This is a genomic window from Marinobacterium profundum (genome assembly GCF_001528745.1).
Classification (GTDB): Bacteria; Pseudomonadota; Gammaproteobacteria; order Pseudomonadales; family Balneatricaceae; genus Marinobacterium_A; species Marinobacterium_A profundum.
In genome coordinates, this window is sequence record NZ_BCNS01000091.1 from 175,417 (window position 1) to 189,697 (window position 14,281).

At 57.2% G+C, this 14,281-nt stretch carries 11 protein-coding genes and 1 pseudogene; 9 read left to right on the forward strand and 3 right to left on the reverse strand.

Features of this window, described 5'->3' with window-relative positions:
• Positions 1-160: 160 nt before the first annotated feature.
• Positions 161-901, reverse strand: coding sequence for a TrmB family transcriptional regulator (locus MPRO_RS06790; RefSeq protein WP_067289259.1), 741 nt, complete (start codon positions 899-901; stop codon positions 161-163).
• Between the two features lie 121 nt (positions 902-1,022).
• Between MPRO_RS06790 and glmU the strand changes: the two genes are divergently transcribed.
• Positions 1,023-2,390, forward strand: a complete 1,368-nt coding sequence (gene glmU, locus MPRO_RS06795; protein WP_067289262.1) for a bifunctional UDP-N-acetylglucosamine diphosphorylase/glucosamine-1-phosphate N-acetyltransferase GlmU — start codon at positions 1,023-1,025, stop codon at positions 2,388-2,390.
• An 82-nt stretch (positions 2,391-2,472) separates the two neighbouring features.
• Entirely contained in the window at positions 2,473-4,299 is a 1,827-nt protein-coding gene (gene glmS, locus MPRO_RS06800) for a glutamine--fructose-6-phosphate transaminase (isomerizing) (protein ID WP_067289264.1), read from the forward strand.
• A 107-nt stretch (positions 4,300-4,406) separates the two neighbouring features.
• On the opposite strand, the pseudogene MPRO_RS26695 reads toward glmS, so the two are convergent.
• Both MPRO_RS26695 and lipA read right to left on the reverse strand, forming a co-directional pair.
• Positions 4,407-4,552, reverse strand: a pseudogene (locus MPRO_RS26695) (L-serine ammonia-lyase, iron-sulfur-dependent, subunit alpha); the annotation flags it as partial.
• Positions 4,553-4,731: 179 nt separating this feature from the next.
• Positions 4,732-5,676, reverse strand: a complete 945-nt coding sequence (gene lipA, locus MPRO_RS06805; RefSeq protein WP_067289265.1) for a lipoyl synthase — start codon at positions 5,674-5,676, stop codon at positions 4,732-4,734.
• A 381-nt stretch (positions 5,677-6,057) separates the two neighbouring features.
• Between lipA and gcvH the strand changes: the two genes are divergently transcribed.
• The 7 genes from gcvH (at position 6,058) to MPRO_RS06840 (ending at position 14,256) form a co-directional block, all read left to right on the forward strand.
• Entirely contained in the window at positions 6,058-6,450 is a 393-nt protein-coding gene (gene gcvH, locus MPRO_RS06810) for a glycine cleavage system protein GcvH (protein ID WP_067289268.1), read from the forward strand.
• Positions 6,451-6,501: 51 nt separating this feature from the next.
• On the forward strand, positions 6,502-9,384 hold the full coding sequence (gene gcvP / locus MPRO_RS06815; RefSeq protein WP_067289271.1) for an aminomethyl-transferring glycine dehydrogenase: 2,883 nt from the start codon (positions 6,502-6,504) through the stop codon (positions 9,382-9,384).
• A 608-nt stretch (positions 9,385-9,992) separates the two neighbouring features.
• Positions 9,993-11,303: a purine-cytosine permease family protein gene (locus tag MPRO_RS06820; protein WP_067289276.1), complete on the forward strand. Its 1,311-nt coding sequence runs from the start codon at positions 9,993-9,995 to the stop codon at positions 11,301-11,303.
• Positions 11,304-11,337: 34 nt separating this feature from the next.
• Positions 11,338-12,384 carry a 2,5-dihydroxypyridine 5,6-dioxygenase NicX family protein gene (locus tag MPRO_RS06825; RefSeq protein ID WP_067289279.1) on the forward strand — a complete coding sequence of 349 codons (1,047 nt, stop codon included), beginning with the start codon at positions 11,338-11,340 and terminating at the stop codon, positions 12,382-12,384.
• Between the two features lie 136 nt (positions 12,385-12,520).
• Positions 12,521-13,195: a substrate-binding periplasmic protein gene (locus MPRO_RS06830; protein ID WP_067289282.1), complete on the forward strand. Its 675-nt coding sequence runs from the start codon at positions 12,521-12,523 to the stop codon at positions 13,193-13,195.
• A 129-nt stretch (positions 13,196-13,324) separates the two neighbouring features.
• Positions 13,325-13,774, forward strand: a complete 450-nt coding sequence (locus MPRO_RS06835; RefSeq protein WP_067289284.1) for an Lrp/AsnC family transcriptional regulator — start codon at positions 13,325-13,327, stop codon at positions 13,772-13,774.
• Positions 13,775-13,779: 5 nt separating this feature from the next.
• Positions 13,780-14,256 (forward strand): Lrp/AsnC family transcriptional regulator, encoded by a 477-nt coding sequence (locus MPRO_RS06840; protein ID WP_067289288.1) that lies wholly within the window; start codon positions 13,780-13,782, stop codon positions 14,254-14,256.
• Positions 14,257-14,281 lie beyond the last annotated feature (25 nt).

Consider the following 14,281-nt stretch of genomic DNA (forward strand, 5'->3'; position numbering starts at 1 on the left):
AGGGGTAGCCATTGGCTACCCCTTTTTTGTGGACGCGCGGCTACGCCTAGCGGCGAATATTTTTTCAGCTTTCAGCTTTCAGCTTTTATCTTGCCCCTAGCCCCTAGCCCCTAGCCCCTTTCCTCTTTAATCTCGCACCTCGCACCTCGCACCTCGCACCTCACAACAACCCCCAGAGCGTATCGAAGACTATCTTCTGCGCGGCTGACACTTCCCGTGAATCAATCACCACGGCGGTGGGGTAATTCTCCGAGGCCAGCGAGATGATAGCTACCTTGGGTGGATAGATGGCGATATAGGCCGCATCTACCGGGCCTTGGGTACGAATCCATTTGCGCTCCGATAGCTCAGCATCCTCACCGCCCTCGCCGATGGCGATGACCCGCACCTGGATACCGCGGGCGATGCGCTGCACCGTATAGGTCGGGAAGGGACGGTACAGGTGACGCCGAATGGGCTTGGATGAAAATACCGAATAGGCCGGGTTGGGCTGGCCAGACACCGTATTGAGAATATCCCGCAGCACAAATTCGATACCGTCGTCACCTTCATAGAACTGTACATTGGCGGCGCTGAAATCGGGCTTGAGATGATTCAGTTCGGGGATTATCTTGCCGCGCAACTGGCCCACCGCATTGTCCAGCGAAGCCTGACGTTCCTGTGCCATCTGCAGCAGCACCTCGGGATCGCGGGGCGAGAAGTAGCGTCGTTTGCCCTTGGGCAGGTAGGTGACAACTCCCTTGCTCTGCAGGCTCTTGAGGCACTCGTAGGCGGTGCCGCGATTGATGCCGGCCTTGTCGGCAATGGTACGTATGGCGCTGGGGCCCAGACTCAGCAGGGCACGGTAAATACGTACCTCGCGTTCTTCCAGGCCGAGCAGACTAAAGATTGAATCGGTCATTTTGTCAAAATTTTACTGACAACTAATATTGAATTAGAGTTTGTATCAGCTAAAGTCTGCAACAACCAGTTTTACTTCAGTTAACCGGATAAAACGCGCAGCGCGCAGGATTAGCGTAACGATGTCATTGGATGTGATTATTCTGGCGGCCGGACAGGGCAGCCGCATGAAATCGAAGAAACCCAAGGTGCTGCACGGCATCGGCGGCAAGCCGATGGTGCAGCATGTCATCGACTGTGCACTTGAGCTGGATGCACCGCGCATACATGTAGTGGTGGGGCATGGCGCCGAGCAGGTGCGCGAAGCCCTGGGCGATCAGGCACTCAATTTTGCCCTCCAGGCTGAACAGCTGGGCACCGGCCATGCCGTAGCCCAGGCGCTGGACGGCACCGAAGCTTCCGGCATCAGTCTGGTGCTGTACGGCGATGTCCCCCTGACCCGCAGCGAGACCCTGCGTCAGCTGGTTGCTATAGCTGCCCAGGACAAGCTCGGCCTGCTGACGGTGAAGCTGACCGATCCCAGCGGTTATGGTCGTATCATCCGCAACGATGCCGACCAGGTAGTGGCCATCGTCGAGCACAAGGATGCAACCGAGGCGCAGCGCGAAGTGGATGAGGTCAACACCGGCATAATGGCGTTGCCCACACGACTGCTGGCCGACTGGCTACCCAAACTCTCGAGCAACAATGTCCAGGGCGAGTATTACCTCACCGATGTCATTGCCATGGCGGCGGATCAGGGCGTGCTGATCGAGGCGATTCAGCCTGAACACGAACAGGAAGTGCAGGGCGTGAACAACCGCCTGCAGCAGGCCGAGCTGGAGCGCTGGTATCAGCTGCGTGAAGCGCAGCGCCTGATGCACCAGGGTGTGACCCTGCTGGACCCGTCGCGGCTGGATGTGCGCGGCAACCTGAGTGTCGGCCTCGATGTGGTGATCGATATCAACTGTCTGTTCGAAGGCAAGGTCACTCTGGGTAACGATGTCACTATCGGCGCCAACTGCCATATCAGCGATGCGGTGATTGGCGATGGCTGCCATATCAAGGCCAATTCCGTGATCGAACAGGCGACTATGCAGGAAAACTGCGATATCGGGCCTTTTGCGCGGCTGCGTCCGGGCACGGTACTGGCGGCAGGGGTCAAGGTTGGCAACTTCGTTGAAACCAAGAAAGCCCGTATCGGCGAAGGCTCCAAGGTCAGTCACCTGAGCTATGTGGGCGATGCCCTGATCGGCAGTGGCGTCAATGTCGGCGCCGGCACCATTACCTGCAACTATGATGGCGTCAACAAGTCACAGACCGAGATCGGCGATGGCGCCTTTATCGGCTCCAACAGCGCCCTGGTGGCACCGGTGAAGGTAGGAGCGGGCGCAACCGTGGGCGCAGGTTCTACTATTACCAAGGATGTGGCCGACGATCAGCTGTCGGTGGCCCGGGCCAAGCAGCGCAATCTCGATGGCTGGCCGCGCCCGACTAAGCGCGAAAGCTGAACGCGCGCAGCGACGGCATTTGGCCTGCAGTACTCAATATTCGTTATATAAGCTGTACCCGTTTTAACGGAAGGATCGAAACATGTGTGGAATCGTAGGGGCTATCGCCGCAAGGCCGGTATCGGAAATACTGCTCGAAGGCCTGCGTCGGCTGGAATACCGCGGTTATGACTCCGCCGGCATGACGGTGTGGGATGGCAGCCAGATCAATCGTTTGCGCCGCGCCGGCAAGGTACAGGCGCTGGGTGATGCCCTGGCCGAAACCCCGCTGGACGGCCAGCTGGGCATCGCCCACACGCGCTGGGCCACCCACGGCAAGCCCACCGAGAACAATGCGCATCCGCATATGTCCGGCACCCGCGTGGCGGTGGTGCACAACGGCATTATCGAAAACTACGAGAGCATCAAGCGTGACCTGATCGCCAGGGGCTACGAGTTCACCTCTGACACCGATACCGAAGTCATCGCCCACCTGCTGGACAGCGCCATCTCCGCCGGCGCCAGCGTGCTGGATGCGGTGCGCGATTCGGTGGCGCAGCTGCACGGTGCCTTTGCCCTGGGCGTGATGCACCAAGATTATCCCGGCGAGCTGATCACGGCGCGCAAGGGCAGCCCGCTGGTTATAGGTGTGGGGATCGGCGAGAACTTTATCGGCTCAGATCCGCTGGCGCTGCTGCAGGTCACCGACCGTTTCATCTACCTGGAAGAGGGCGATGTGGCCCGTCTGCGTCGCCTTGGCATCGAGATATGGAACAGTGCCGGCGAGTCCGTCGAGCGCCCGGTACTGCGGTTTGAGTACGGTTCCGGCAGCGTCGACAAAGGCGAATACAAGCACTACATGCTCAAGGAAATCTACGAGCAGCCCAGGGTCGTGCACGCCGCCATGGAAGGGCGCCTGGGTGCCGAACGGGTGCTGGAAGAAGCCTTTGGCGTCACCGCGCCGGCCATCTTTGATCAGGTCAAACAGGTGCAGATCGTGGCCTGCGGCACCAGCTATCATGCCGGCCTTATCGCCAAGTACTGGATCGAGGATCTGGCGGGGATTCCCTGCATGGTGGAAGTGGCCAGTGAATTCCGCTACCGCAAGGTGGTGCTGCCCAAGGGCACGCTCTTTATCAGCATTTCCCAGTCGGGCGAAACCGCCGATACCCTGGCGGCGTTGCGCGAGGTGCGTGATCGCATTCTGGCCAGCCTGACCATCTGCAACGTGCCGGGTAGCTCCCTGGTGCGCGAATCCGATCTCTGCCTGATGACCAATGCCGGCCCCGAAATCGGCGTGGCCTCCACCAAGGCCTTTACCACCCAGCTGGTCGCGCTGCTGATGACCACCCTGGTGCTGGGGCGTCGCCATGAGCTGAGTCCTGAGACCGAGGCGCGGATAGTGGCTGATCTTAAAACACTGCCGGGGCTGCTGGAGCAGGTACTGGGGCTGGATTCTGCCATCGAGAAAATGGCTGAAGCCTTTGCCGAGAAGCAACACGCCCTCTTTCTGGGCCGCGGTACCCTGAACCCTGTGGCGATGGAAGGGGCCCTCAAGCTCAAGGAAATCTCCTACATTCACGCCGAGGCCTACGCCGCCGGTGAGCTCAAGCATGGCCCGCTGGCACTGGTCGACAAGGACATGCCGGTGGTCACAGTCGCGCCGCGCAACGAGATGCTCGACAAGCTCAAGGCCAACCTGCAGGAAGTGCGCGCCCGTGGCGGCGAGCTGTTCGTCTTCGCCGGCAGCCGCCAGGAAGTACAGCCCGAAGAGGGCGTGCAGGTGCTGGAATTGCCGCCGATGCCGGGCATTCTGGAGCCCATCGTCTACACCCTGCCGCTGCAGCTGCTGTCCTACCACGTCGCCGTACTCAAGGGCACAGACGTCGATCAACCGCGTAACCTGGCCAAGTCTGTCACGGTGGAATAACGGCTTTTGCCCGGTCGACTCAAGCGGAGTCGAGCGCCAAGGTGAAACGCAACGCAAAAGCCCGACAGCAATGTCGGGCTTTTGTCGTTTTGGGGTTATTTTGTGGATCAGTACTCGACGATATTGACCGCCAGGCCGCCGCGGGAGGTTTCCTTGTACTTGTCGAGCATGTCGCGACCGGTTTCGCGCATGGTGCGGATCACCTTGTGGGGGGGGGGGGGGCAAAATGCTGGCCGTCGCCGCGCAAGACCAGAGCGCGAAAGCCCATGCCGTTGGCGTGCAGCGGTAGGCTTTCCTTGCGGTGGTAGGTCAGGTGTTCTTAAAACCGATCTTTTGTCGCCCGTGCCGGTGGCACCGAGGGAGCCGTACAGCTGGGTCTGCACCGCAGCGACTCGGGGCCGCCCGGTTTCCCGGAGCGACCCCGGGTGCGCGTTACTTCAAAGGGCTTCCCGAGGCTTGCAGGTCCGCATGGTAGGAGGACCGCACCATGGGGCCGCTGGCGACGTTGCGAAACCCCAGTTGGTTGCCGATCTCTTCGTAGGCCTTGAATTCGTCCGGCGTCACGTAGCGCTCGACCGCCAGGTGGTGTCGGCTCGGCTGCAGGTACTGGCCGATCGTCAGCATGTCGACGCCCTGGTTGCGCAGGTCCTGCATGACCGCGACTATCTCGTCCCGGGTTTCGCCCAGGCCCACCATCAGGCCGGACTTGGTGGCGACCTCGGGGTGCTGATGCTTGTAGCGCTGCAGCAGGTCGAGGGAGTTGCGGTAGTCGGCGCCCGGTCGCACTGTTGCGTAGAGGCGCGGCACGGTTTCCATGTTGTGGTTCAGGACATCGGGCAGGTCGACGGACAGGGCTGCCAGCGCGGTATCGAGCTTGCCGCGAAAATCCGGTACCAGAATCTCCACCGTCAGGCCCGGATTCAGCGCCCGGGACTCGCGCACAGTGGCACTGAAGTGGGCGGCTCCGCCATCGCGCAGATCGTCACGATCGACGGAGGTAATCACCGCATAGCGCAGGTTCAGCTGCTGAATGCTCTGGGCCACGTGGCGCGGCTCGTCCGGGTCGAGCCCCAGAGGCTTGCCGTGGGCGACATCGCAGAAGGGGCAGCGGCGGGTGCAGATTCCGCCCATGATCATAAAGGTGGCGGTGCGCTTGCTGAAGCACTCGGCCAGATTCGGGCAGGAGGCCTCCTCGCACACCGTATGCAGTTTCAGCTCGCGCAGCTGTTTCTTCACCTTGGCGACGTTGCTGTTGCTGCGCGGATCAATGCGGATCCACTCCGGCTTCGCCAGGCGCGTACGGCTGGGATCGGGCTTGTGGCGCAGGCGCGCCATCTTGGATTCGCCCTTCAATTCTTTTAACGGAATGAGTTCCATCCTGTCACCTCTGCTTGCGGAGTTCTGCCGTAATCGGGTTCATTGGGCCGTGGTGATAGCGCATGTTCCATCAGGAACACGGCTGTCACGGCCTTCGATTGTTGCCTAATCATGCACCAAGCAAATAAAGTTTCCAATAGGAAACAGTGTTTCTTTGTTTTCAAGCCTGGCCGTGCATCTATAACGCGCACCTGATCAACAGCCTGATGAGTAGCTGTGCCGGTTGAGGCTAGTCAGTCCCAATACGGGTAAAGTATGTTTCGTTAGTTTCCAATAAGAAATTTTTGTTGAAAGCGGGAAATCGTGTTGCTAGTCTGTGGCTGTCACCGGTTCAGGGCGATAGCCGCCGGACCCTCGATGAACAGCAGAAGGAAAATAACGATGAGCAAGGTCCCGACAAATCTGAAATATGCCGCCTCCCATGAGTGGGTACTCGACAACGGTGACGGTACCGTGACCCTGGGCATCAGTGATCATGCCCAGGAGCTGCTGGGTGACGTGGTTTTCGTGGAGCTGCCGGACCTGGGTCGCCAGATCAGCAAGGGTGAGGAGTTCTCGCTGGTGGAGTCCGTCAAGGCGGCCTCCGACATCTACTCGCCGGTCAGCGGTGAGGTGATCGAGGTCAACGGCGCGCTGACGGATACACCGGAAATGGTTAATGAAAACCCCTACGAGGGGGCCTGGATCGCCAAAATCAAGCTGTCCGAGGTTGCTGAACTGGCGGATCTGCTGAGTGCCGTGGAATACGAGGCCACCGTCGCCGAAGACGCCTGATCCGCCCACGCCCGGCAGGTGTACCGAGAATAAAAGAGCAGGTAGAAGACTATGGCTGTAGAGACACGCACGCTGGCCCAGCTGGAACAGCGCAACGAATTCACCCGGCGCCACGTCGGCCCGGATACCGCCGAACAGCAGGCCATGCTGGCAGAGCTTGGGCTGGATTCGCTCCAGACGCTGATCGAGCACACCGTACCGGATAGCATCCGGCTGGATGATGCCCTGGCGATGGACTGGGGTGTCTCCGAGACCGATGCCCTGGCCGAGCTGCGTGTCCTGGCGAGCCAGAACAGGGTCAACAAGTCCTACATCGGCATGGGCTACAGCAATACCCTGGTGCCGAATGTGATCCAGCGCAATGTGCTGGAAAATCCGGCCTGGTACACCGCCTACACGCCCTACCAGCCCGAGATCGCCCAGGGACGGCTCGAAGCACTGCTGAATTTCCAGCAGATGGTGATGGGCCTCACCGGCATGGATCTGGCCAACGCCTCGCTGCTGGACGAAGCCACCGCCGCCGCCGAGGCGATGACGCTGTGCAAGCGCGCCAACAGCAAGAAGAGCAATGTGTTTTTCGTCGCCGACGATGTGCACCCCCAGACTCTCGACGTGGTGAAAACCCGGGCCGAATACTTCGGCTACGAGCTGGTGGTGGATGCGCCGGAAAAACTGGCCGAACATGATGTTTTCGGTGTGCTGCTGCAATATCCCGGCAGCCGTGGTGATGTGCGCGATATCGCGGCCCTGGTCCGCCTGGCGAAGCAGCAGAAGGCGATGACCGCCGTGGCCTCGGACCTGCTGGCGCTGGTGCTGCTCAAGTCCCCCGCAAGCCTGGGCGCCGACGTGGTGTTCGGCTCATCGCAGCGCTTCGGCGTGCCGATGGGCTTCGGTGGCCCCCACGCCGCCTTTTTCGCAGCCTCCGGCAAGCTCAAGCGCTCGGTGCCGGGGCGCATCATCGGCGTTTCCGTAGACAGCCGTGGCAACCCGGCGCTGCGCATGGCGATGCAGACCCGCGAGCAGCATATCCGCCGCGAGAAGGCGACCTCCAACATCTGTACCGCCCAGGCACTGCTGGCGAACATGGCCAGTTTCTATGCCGTTTACCACGGTCCCCAGGGGCTGAAGGTCATTGCCGAGCGCGTTCACCGCCTGACGGCGATCCTGGCCAGGGGGCTGGCCGACAGGGGCGTCGCGACCAACGATACCTATTTCGATACCCTGACCTTCGAAGTCGACGACGCGGTCTATCAGCGTGCGCTGGATGCCGGCTGCAACCTGCGTGACTACGGTGATGGCCGCCTTGGCATCAGCCTGGACGAGACCAGCACCGCGGCCGACATCGCCCAGCTGCTGGACATCGTGCTGGGCAACGGTCATGGCCTGGAAATCGCAGCGCTGGACGCCCGTATCACAGCAGGCGAAGCGACCGGCATTGCCGCCGACCTGCGCCGCGAAGACGCTATCCTGAGCCACCCGACCTTCAACAGCTACCAGTCCGAAACCGAGATGCTGCGCTACATGAAGCGCCTCGAGAACAAGGACTACTCGCTGGTGCACGGCATGATCCCGCTGGGCTCCTGCACCATGAAACTGAACGCCACCGCGCAGATGATCCCGGTAACCTGGCCCGAGTTCGCCAATATCCACCCCTTCGCACCCGCCGATCAGGTGACCGGCTATCACGCCATGATTGATCAGCTGGAACAGATGCTGGTGGAGATCACCGGCTACGACGCGATTTCGATGCAGCCCAACTCCGGCGCCCAGGGCGAGTACGCCGGCCTGCTGGCAATCCGCAAGTACCAGGAATCGATCGGCGAAGGTCACCGCAATATCTGCCTGATACCCTCGTCCGCCCATGGCACCAATCCGGCGTCCGCCGCCATGATGGGCCTGAAGGTGGTGATCGTCGAATGCGACGAGGAGGGTAACGTCGATATCGCCGACCTGACCGCCAAGGCGCAGCAGCACAGGGATGAGCTGTCGACCCTGATGATCACCTACCCGTCGACCCACGGCGTGTTCGAAGAGGCAATCGTCGAGATCTGCGGTGTCATCCACCAATGCGGCGGCCAGGTGTATATGGACGGCGCCAACATGAACGCCCAGGTCGGCATTTCGAAGCCCGGCCTGATCGGCTCCGACGTGTCGCACCTCAACCTGCACAAGACCTTCGCCATTCCCCACGGCGGCGGCGGGCCGGGCATGGGCCCCATCGGTGTCAAGAGTCACCTGGCGCCCTTCCTGCCGAGCCATAAGGTGAGCCCGCTGGACGGGCTGGACCACAACAACGGCGCCGTGGCGGCGGCACCCTTCGGTTCCGCATCGATTCTGCCGATAACCTGGATGTATATCCGTGCGCTGGGCAAGGACGGCCTGAAGCATTCGACGGAGCTGGCGATCCTCAATGCCAACTACCTGACCGCGAAGCTGGCGGACCACTACCCGGTGCTGTACCACGGGCGCAACGGCAAGGTGGCCCACGAGTGCATCTTGGATATACGCCCGCTCAAGGAAGCCTCGGGCGTGACCGAGGAGGATATCGCCAAGCGCCTGATGGACTACGGCTTCCACGCGCCGACCATGTCGTTCCCGGTCGCGGGTACGCTGATGATCGAGCCCACGGAGTCCGAATCCCGAGTGGAGTTGGATCGCTTTGTCGAAGCCATGGTCGGCATCCGCGCCGAGATACAGCGTGTGCAGGACGGCTCGCTGCCGGCGGACAACAACCCGCTGTGCAATGCGCCCCACACCCAGGCTGACCTGGTCGGCGACTGGCAACGCCCGTACAGCCGTGACGAAGGCGTGTTCCCGACCGCTGCCACCCGCGCCGCCAAGTTCTGGCCTATGGCGAATCGCATCGACAACGTCTACGGCGACCGCAACTTCATCTGTTCCTGCCCGGGTATCGATGTCTACCGGGATGAGTAAGACGGCGCGTTAGCCCTCGTTTGGTTAGAAGCACTACCAGGTCCGGCAGCAATGTCGGGCCTTTTTTGGCTTCCCCAGCGGCACCGGAGCGACTCGTACCGGTGCGCCCGTCGACGTTAACCCGCCCCCCCTTTCCCTTCCTGGGGGATTCACTTTCCTTGCTCGCACGAAGTAAAAGCAAGCGGCTCCCTGCAACAAGTGGCGCCCTCAGACGCCCTCTCACTGCGCCCTGAAGCGACTTTCTGCGTTACGCCCTTGTACCGTAGCGCCAGCTCGACACCCATGCCCCGCCCCTGACGAGCCTGACCCTGACTGTGCCATGGATCCGTCACGCTTTGTCGCCGCTGCCAGGCCGTTGTGCTGTTGCCCCTCCAGTTCTGCTGTTCGTGCTACCCGACCGTCCACCCCGGTTCGTATTACTGACAGCAGCAACGCTTGCAATGGTCAAAAGGTTGCGGTATAACTCGTGAAGTTCCCATAATGTTCAAAAAGGTGTGTTAATATGAACAAATCGAGAACTGCCGGGAGGTTTTTTTTGGATTTAAGTCGTTTTTACGGCCTAACCCCTTGAAGAACCTAGAATAACTATTAGAAACCAGGAGATGACAATGTCTGATAAAACGACAACATTCGCGGAGGCGGGCGACGATAACGCCAGAGTGGTCGTGCCGCTGTCCGAACGCAGAGCAACATGGGACGTTTCGCTTGTGGCTGCCGGCTACTGCATCGCAATGTCCGGCTTGTTTACCGGAGCCGCGCTCATGGCCGGTATGGAGCTGTTCCAGGTAATCATTGCAGCCCTGATCGGCAATACCGTCCTGGCGCTGTATGGCGGATTGCTGGGTGCCGCGGGTGCCCGGGAAGGTGTGGGTACGGCAATGCTTGCGCGTCATGCTTTCGGGCGGGAAGGCTCCAAGATTGTCGGCCTGGTGCTGGCGATCACCATGCTGGGGTGGTTTTCTGTTCAGGTGGGCTTTTTCGGAAACACCATCAATGCGCTTTTCCCTGAAGGCGGTATTTTGACCCAGCCCAAAATAGCGGCATTCTGGGGAGGCATCCTGATGATAGGTACAGCCTATCTCGGCTACAAAGGCCTGTCGCTGGTTAGCCGGATCGCGATCCCTGCCGTGGTTATTACTGCCGCCTGGGGGGCACTCACGGCGGTGAACAGCGCCGGCGGCTGGGAACATATCGCGAGCATAGTGCCGCCTGAGAGTTTCGGTCTGGGAACCGGTATTGTTATCGTGGTTGGTTCCTTCGCCGCAGGGGCTTCTGCCCAGGCGGATATCACCCGCTACGCAAAAGACGAAAAAGCCGCATGGATTTCTACGGTCTTTGGATACATGTGCGCCAATGCCTTCGTTATTCTGGCTGGATTCTTGACCAGCGTTTCCACCGGCACCGGTGACCTGCCTTCGGCAATGGTCAGCCTTGGTTTGGGGGCTCCGGCTCTGGTGGTACTGATCGCCGCTCAGTGGACTACGAATGACAACAATCTTTATACCTCGTCACTGGGCCTGTCGGCGCTGGTCAAGCTGAAAAAGTCGGTCATCGTATTAATCACCGGATTGTTCGCCACTGCCATCGGGGTTCTGGGTATGGCGGATTACTTTATCAACTGGCTTATCATTCTGGGTATTGCCATCCCGCCGATGGCTGGGATATTAATTGCCGATTACTATGTTTTGAATGGTCGTAAATATTCCTTTGGCGAAGGTGTTCGTTATAACAAGTGGAACTTGACGACCTTTGTGTCCTGGGGCTTTTCGTCTGTCGCCGCTTACAACATCGAGTGGGGATCCGGTGCAATTAATTCGCTATTCCTTGGGTTTGTCGTTTATATAATTCTGTCGAAAATAGAATCCTTGCGAGTGATGGGTAATGTTGGCGAATGCCACGAAGACTCGGCCGGATTTTGAGTTATTAAATAAAACAGATTAAGAGGAAATTCTAATGCCTACTTACCTGGATATGGAGCTTACCAAAGCTGCTTACAAATTAATTCATGACCAGATTAAGCTTAAAAAAGGCGAAAGCGTCCTGATCACTACGGATTCAATCAGTAACTTCCGTGTGGCTGAGGAATTAGCAAAAATGGCCGACGCTCTTGGCGGAAAGGTCATGCTGGCATGGCATAGTACGCCAAAAGGGTATGGCGAAGTCACGATTCCCTATCTGCCTGAGCCTTTAATCGCCTGTGCTGATAAGACGGACGTGTGGATTGAACTCAATAACCAGTGGCTGTTATACAGCAGTTTCTGGAATAAGGCTGTCACCAATGGCCGTACACGACAGGTAATGCTCGGTGGATTATCGGTAGAGCAAATTGTTCGATGCATTGGCATGGTGGATATCGATGTTCAGGCAGAATTTCAATCTCGTGTTGTCGAGATGACAAAAGCGGCGTCCCACGTCCGTATCACCAACAAGGCGGGTACTGATGTTGAATTTAACAACGATCCGAACCGGCCCATGAATAGCGAGATTCTGCATGACAAGCCGGGTGCCAATTTTTTGCTTGGTCAGATCGGGTGGGCGCCCATTGAAGAAAGCATCAACGGCATTATCGCTATTGATGGCGCCATAAGTGGCGGGGGGGATGCAGAGCTTGGTGTTCTGGATGAAACGATCAGCTACCATGTGGAAAAGGGGCGCATAAAGGATATTACCGGTGGCAAGAAAGCCAAGATAATTCGGGACTGGTTTGCCGGACTCGATGACCCGAACATGTATATTGCTGCTCATGTCTGTTATGGCTTCAACCCGAATGCCCGCCTCGAAGGGACCACCACGGAAGATGAACGCGTATGGGGATCCACGGAGTGGGGCTTCGGTTACCAGGGTCCTAATTTCTCCGGTGGCGCGCCTCGGGAAGCGAAAAGCCATATTGATGGTATCTGCCTGGATTGTACCGTCTACCTGGACGGACGCGTTATCATGGAGGATGGCAATGTCGTCGCGCCGGAGCTTGTGGAGCTTGCAAAACAGCTCGGTCACTAGCACCTCCTTGGGTTGAAAATAATCATTCCTACTAATGTTGGCTTGATGGATTCATGCTATTGAGGCCATCACCGGTGGCCAGGCAATCAATAGGGCCGCGAATCTTTCAAGCCACTTCCAGTATGGAAAGAGAGCGATGAATACAATAAACCTAGTTGCGGACCCCTTTCCTCCGTATCAGTATATGGACATAAACGGCCAGCTTGCAGGGGCCGATTATGAGATTATTGTGAACGCTTTTTTGCGGGTGGACATCGCTGTGAATGTCAAACTGTACCCATGGGGGGAGTGTGATTCTAAAGTAAGGGCTGGAGAGGTGGATGGAGCTTTCCAGGTACAACGTAGTTCTGAAAGAGAAAAATATTTTGCGTTTTCAAACACGTTGAGAGAATCTGAAACCACGCTCTATGTAAGCAGAAAATACGGTGATAAATATCTAGGAATTAAAAGCTTTGACAGCCTGGCGGGTCCTATTGGGTTATTGAAGGGATACTGTTATGGAGATAGTCTGGGTCAATCAATTTTGGAAAAAAGTCTTAGGTTTGAGAGTACCATCGATTTGATTGAGGCGATCGAAAACGGAAAAATAGACGGTGGTGTTATGGATTGTGGGGTTTATAATTTTCTTGTTTCCCATCACAACCATATGCCTCTTTTAAAGATTTATGATCTTTTGTTTAAAAGGCCTCTTTCACTGATGGTGGCTAACAGCAAGTCTGGCATTGTTGAAAATTTTAACCGTGGGCTTGAGGCTATAAAATGTGATGGCCTGTATCACACGATATTGGAAAAATATCAGGTGTCACAATGACGTGCTCCCAGGCCGTTGGTTGCGTCAAGTGGAATTTTCATTGAGTGATTAGGATAAGTTAACTATAATCATTTTTGAATTCGAGCGAATGACTTGAGCCGAAATGAAAAAACTTATAGAGATATAATTATGGTTAAGCTTGATGAAATCGATATAAGTATTATTCGCCAGCTATGGGATGGTCGGGCGGCTTACTCTGATGTATCCAATGAATTATCTATTAGTACCAAAACCATTGGAAAGCGTGTCAAGGAGATGACGGACTCCCACGCGGCTGAAATTACCTGTCTGGTTGATCCCTTTAAATTACATGACCATGGGGCCGCATTTGTTGGTTTTAAAACGGTTCCGGAAAATAGAAAAGAGGCGCTGGCGAAAGTCGACAAGCTAAAAGGGGTTATTCTTGCGGCTATTGTCACCGGTCGGTTTGATATAATGGCGATCGTCATTTTCAATGACTCTTTCACCTATGAGAATTTTATCGCTAATGAAGTTGTTAAGGTCCCGGGCATAAGAGATGTCGAGGCCTTTATTGCTTTCGGTGGTCGGGATTTTCAGCTTAGATATTTGTTGGATTGAGTAATATGAAAACCGGGGAAACAAAAGACGCTCATATCCACCTGTCATTGACAGACCTTAAGATTATCAAGGCCTTGAGAAATGGGCGTAAACCTCTGGCAGACGTTGCTGACGAGGTGGGGCTTACGCTGAGTACACTCAGGCGGCGTGTTCAGCGCATGCAGGAAGACAATGCCATACAGATCATATGCTTGGTGGATCCGTTCCTGATCAAGGGGCATTCCTCCGCGTTTATTGGTTTCAAGTTCGAGCCCGATAAAATACACCAGGGGGCCAAGCAAATTGAGAACCTTAAAGGCATAGTGTTAAGCGCCCTGGTTTCTGGAAGCTATGATGCCATGGCGATAGCCATGTTTAACGAAGAGTTCACCTTTCAGCAATTCATCATGGATGAAGTTTTAAAGCTCGAAGGGCTCGTCGGTATTGAAACCTCGCTGGCAATTGAGGGTGGTGAAAACTATCAGCTTCGATACGTTCTTTAAGTGTGAGGGTTAGCTGCGAGTAAGT

Bases quoted from the DNA above. Each gene is read 5' to 3' on its own strand.
- MPRO_RS06820 (WP_067289276.1), top strand. From the start codon at position 9,993: ATGTCTGATAAAACGACAACATTCGCGGAGGCGGGCGACGATAACGCC.
- lipA (WP_067289265.1), bottom strand. From the start codon at position 5,676: ATGGAACTCATTCCGTTAAAAGAATTGAAGGGCGAATCCAAGATGGCG.
- gcvP (WP_067289271.1), top strand. From the start codon at position 6,502: ATGGCTGTAGAGACACGCACGCTGGCCCAGCTGGAACAGCGCAACGAA.
- MPRO_RS06825 (WP_067289279.1), top strand. From the start codon at position 11,338: ATGCCTACTTACCTGGATATGGAGCTTACCAAAGCTGCTTACAAATTA.
- glmS (WP_067289264.1), top strand. From the start codon at position 2,473: ATGTGTGGAATCGTAGGGGCTATCGCCGCAAGGCCGGTATCGGAAATA.
- gcvH (WP_067289268.1), top strand. From the start codon at position 6,058: ATGAGCAAGGTCCCGACAAATCTGAAATATGCCGCCTCCCATGAGTGG.
- glmU (WP_067289262.1), top strand. From the start codon at position 1,023: ATGTCATTGGATGTGATTATTCTGGCGGCCGGACAGGGCAGCCGCATG.
- MPRO_RS06830 (WP_067289282.1), top strand. From the start codon at position 12,521: ATGAATACAATAAACCTAGTTGCGGACCCCTTTCCTCCGTATCAGTAT.
- MPRO_RS06840 (WP_067289288.1), top strand. From the start codon at position 13,780: ATGAAAACCGGGGAAACAAAAGACGCTCATATCCACCTGTCATTGACA.
- MPRO_RS06835 (WP_067289284.1), top strand. From the start codon at position 13,325: ATGGTTAAGCTTGATGAAATCGATATAAGTATTATTCGCCAGCTATGG.
- MPRO_RS06790 (WP_067289259.1), bottom strand. From the start codon at position 901: ATGACCGATTCAATCTTTAGTCTGCTCGGCCTGGAAGAACGCGAGGTA.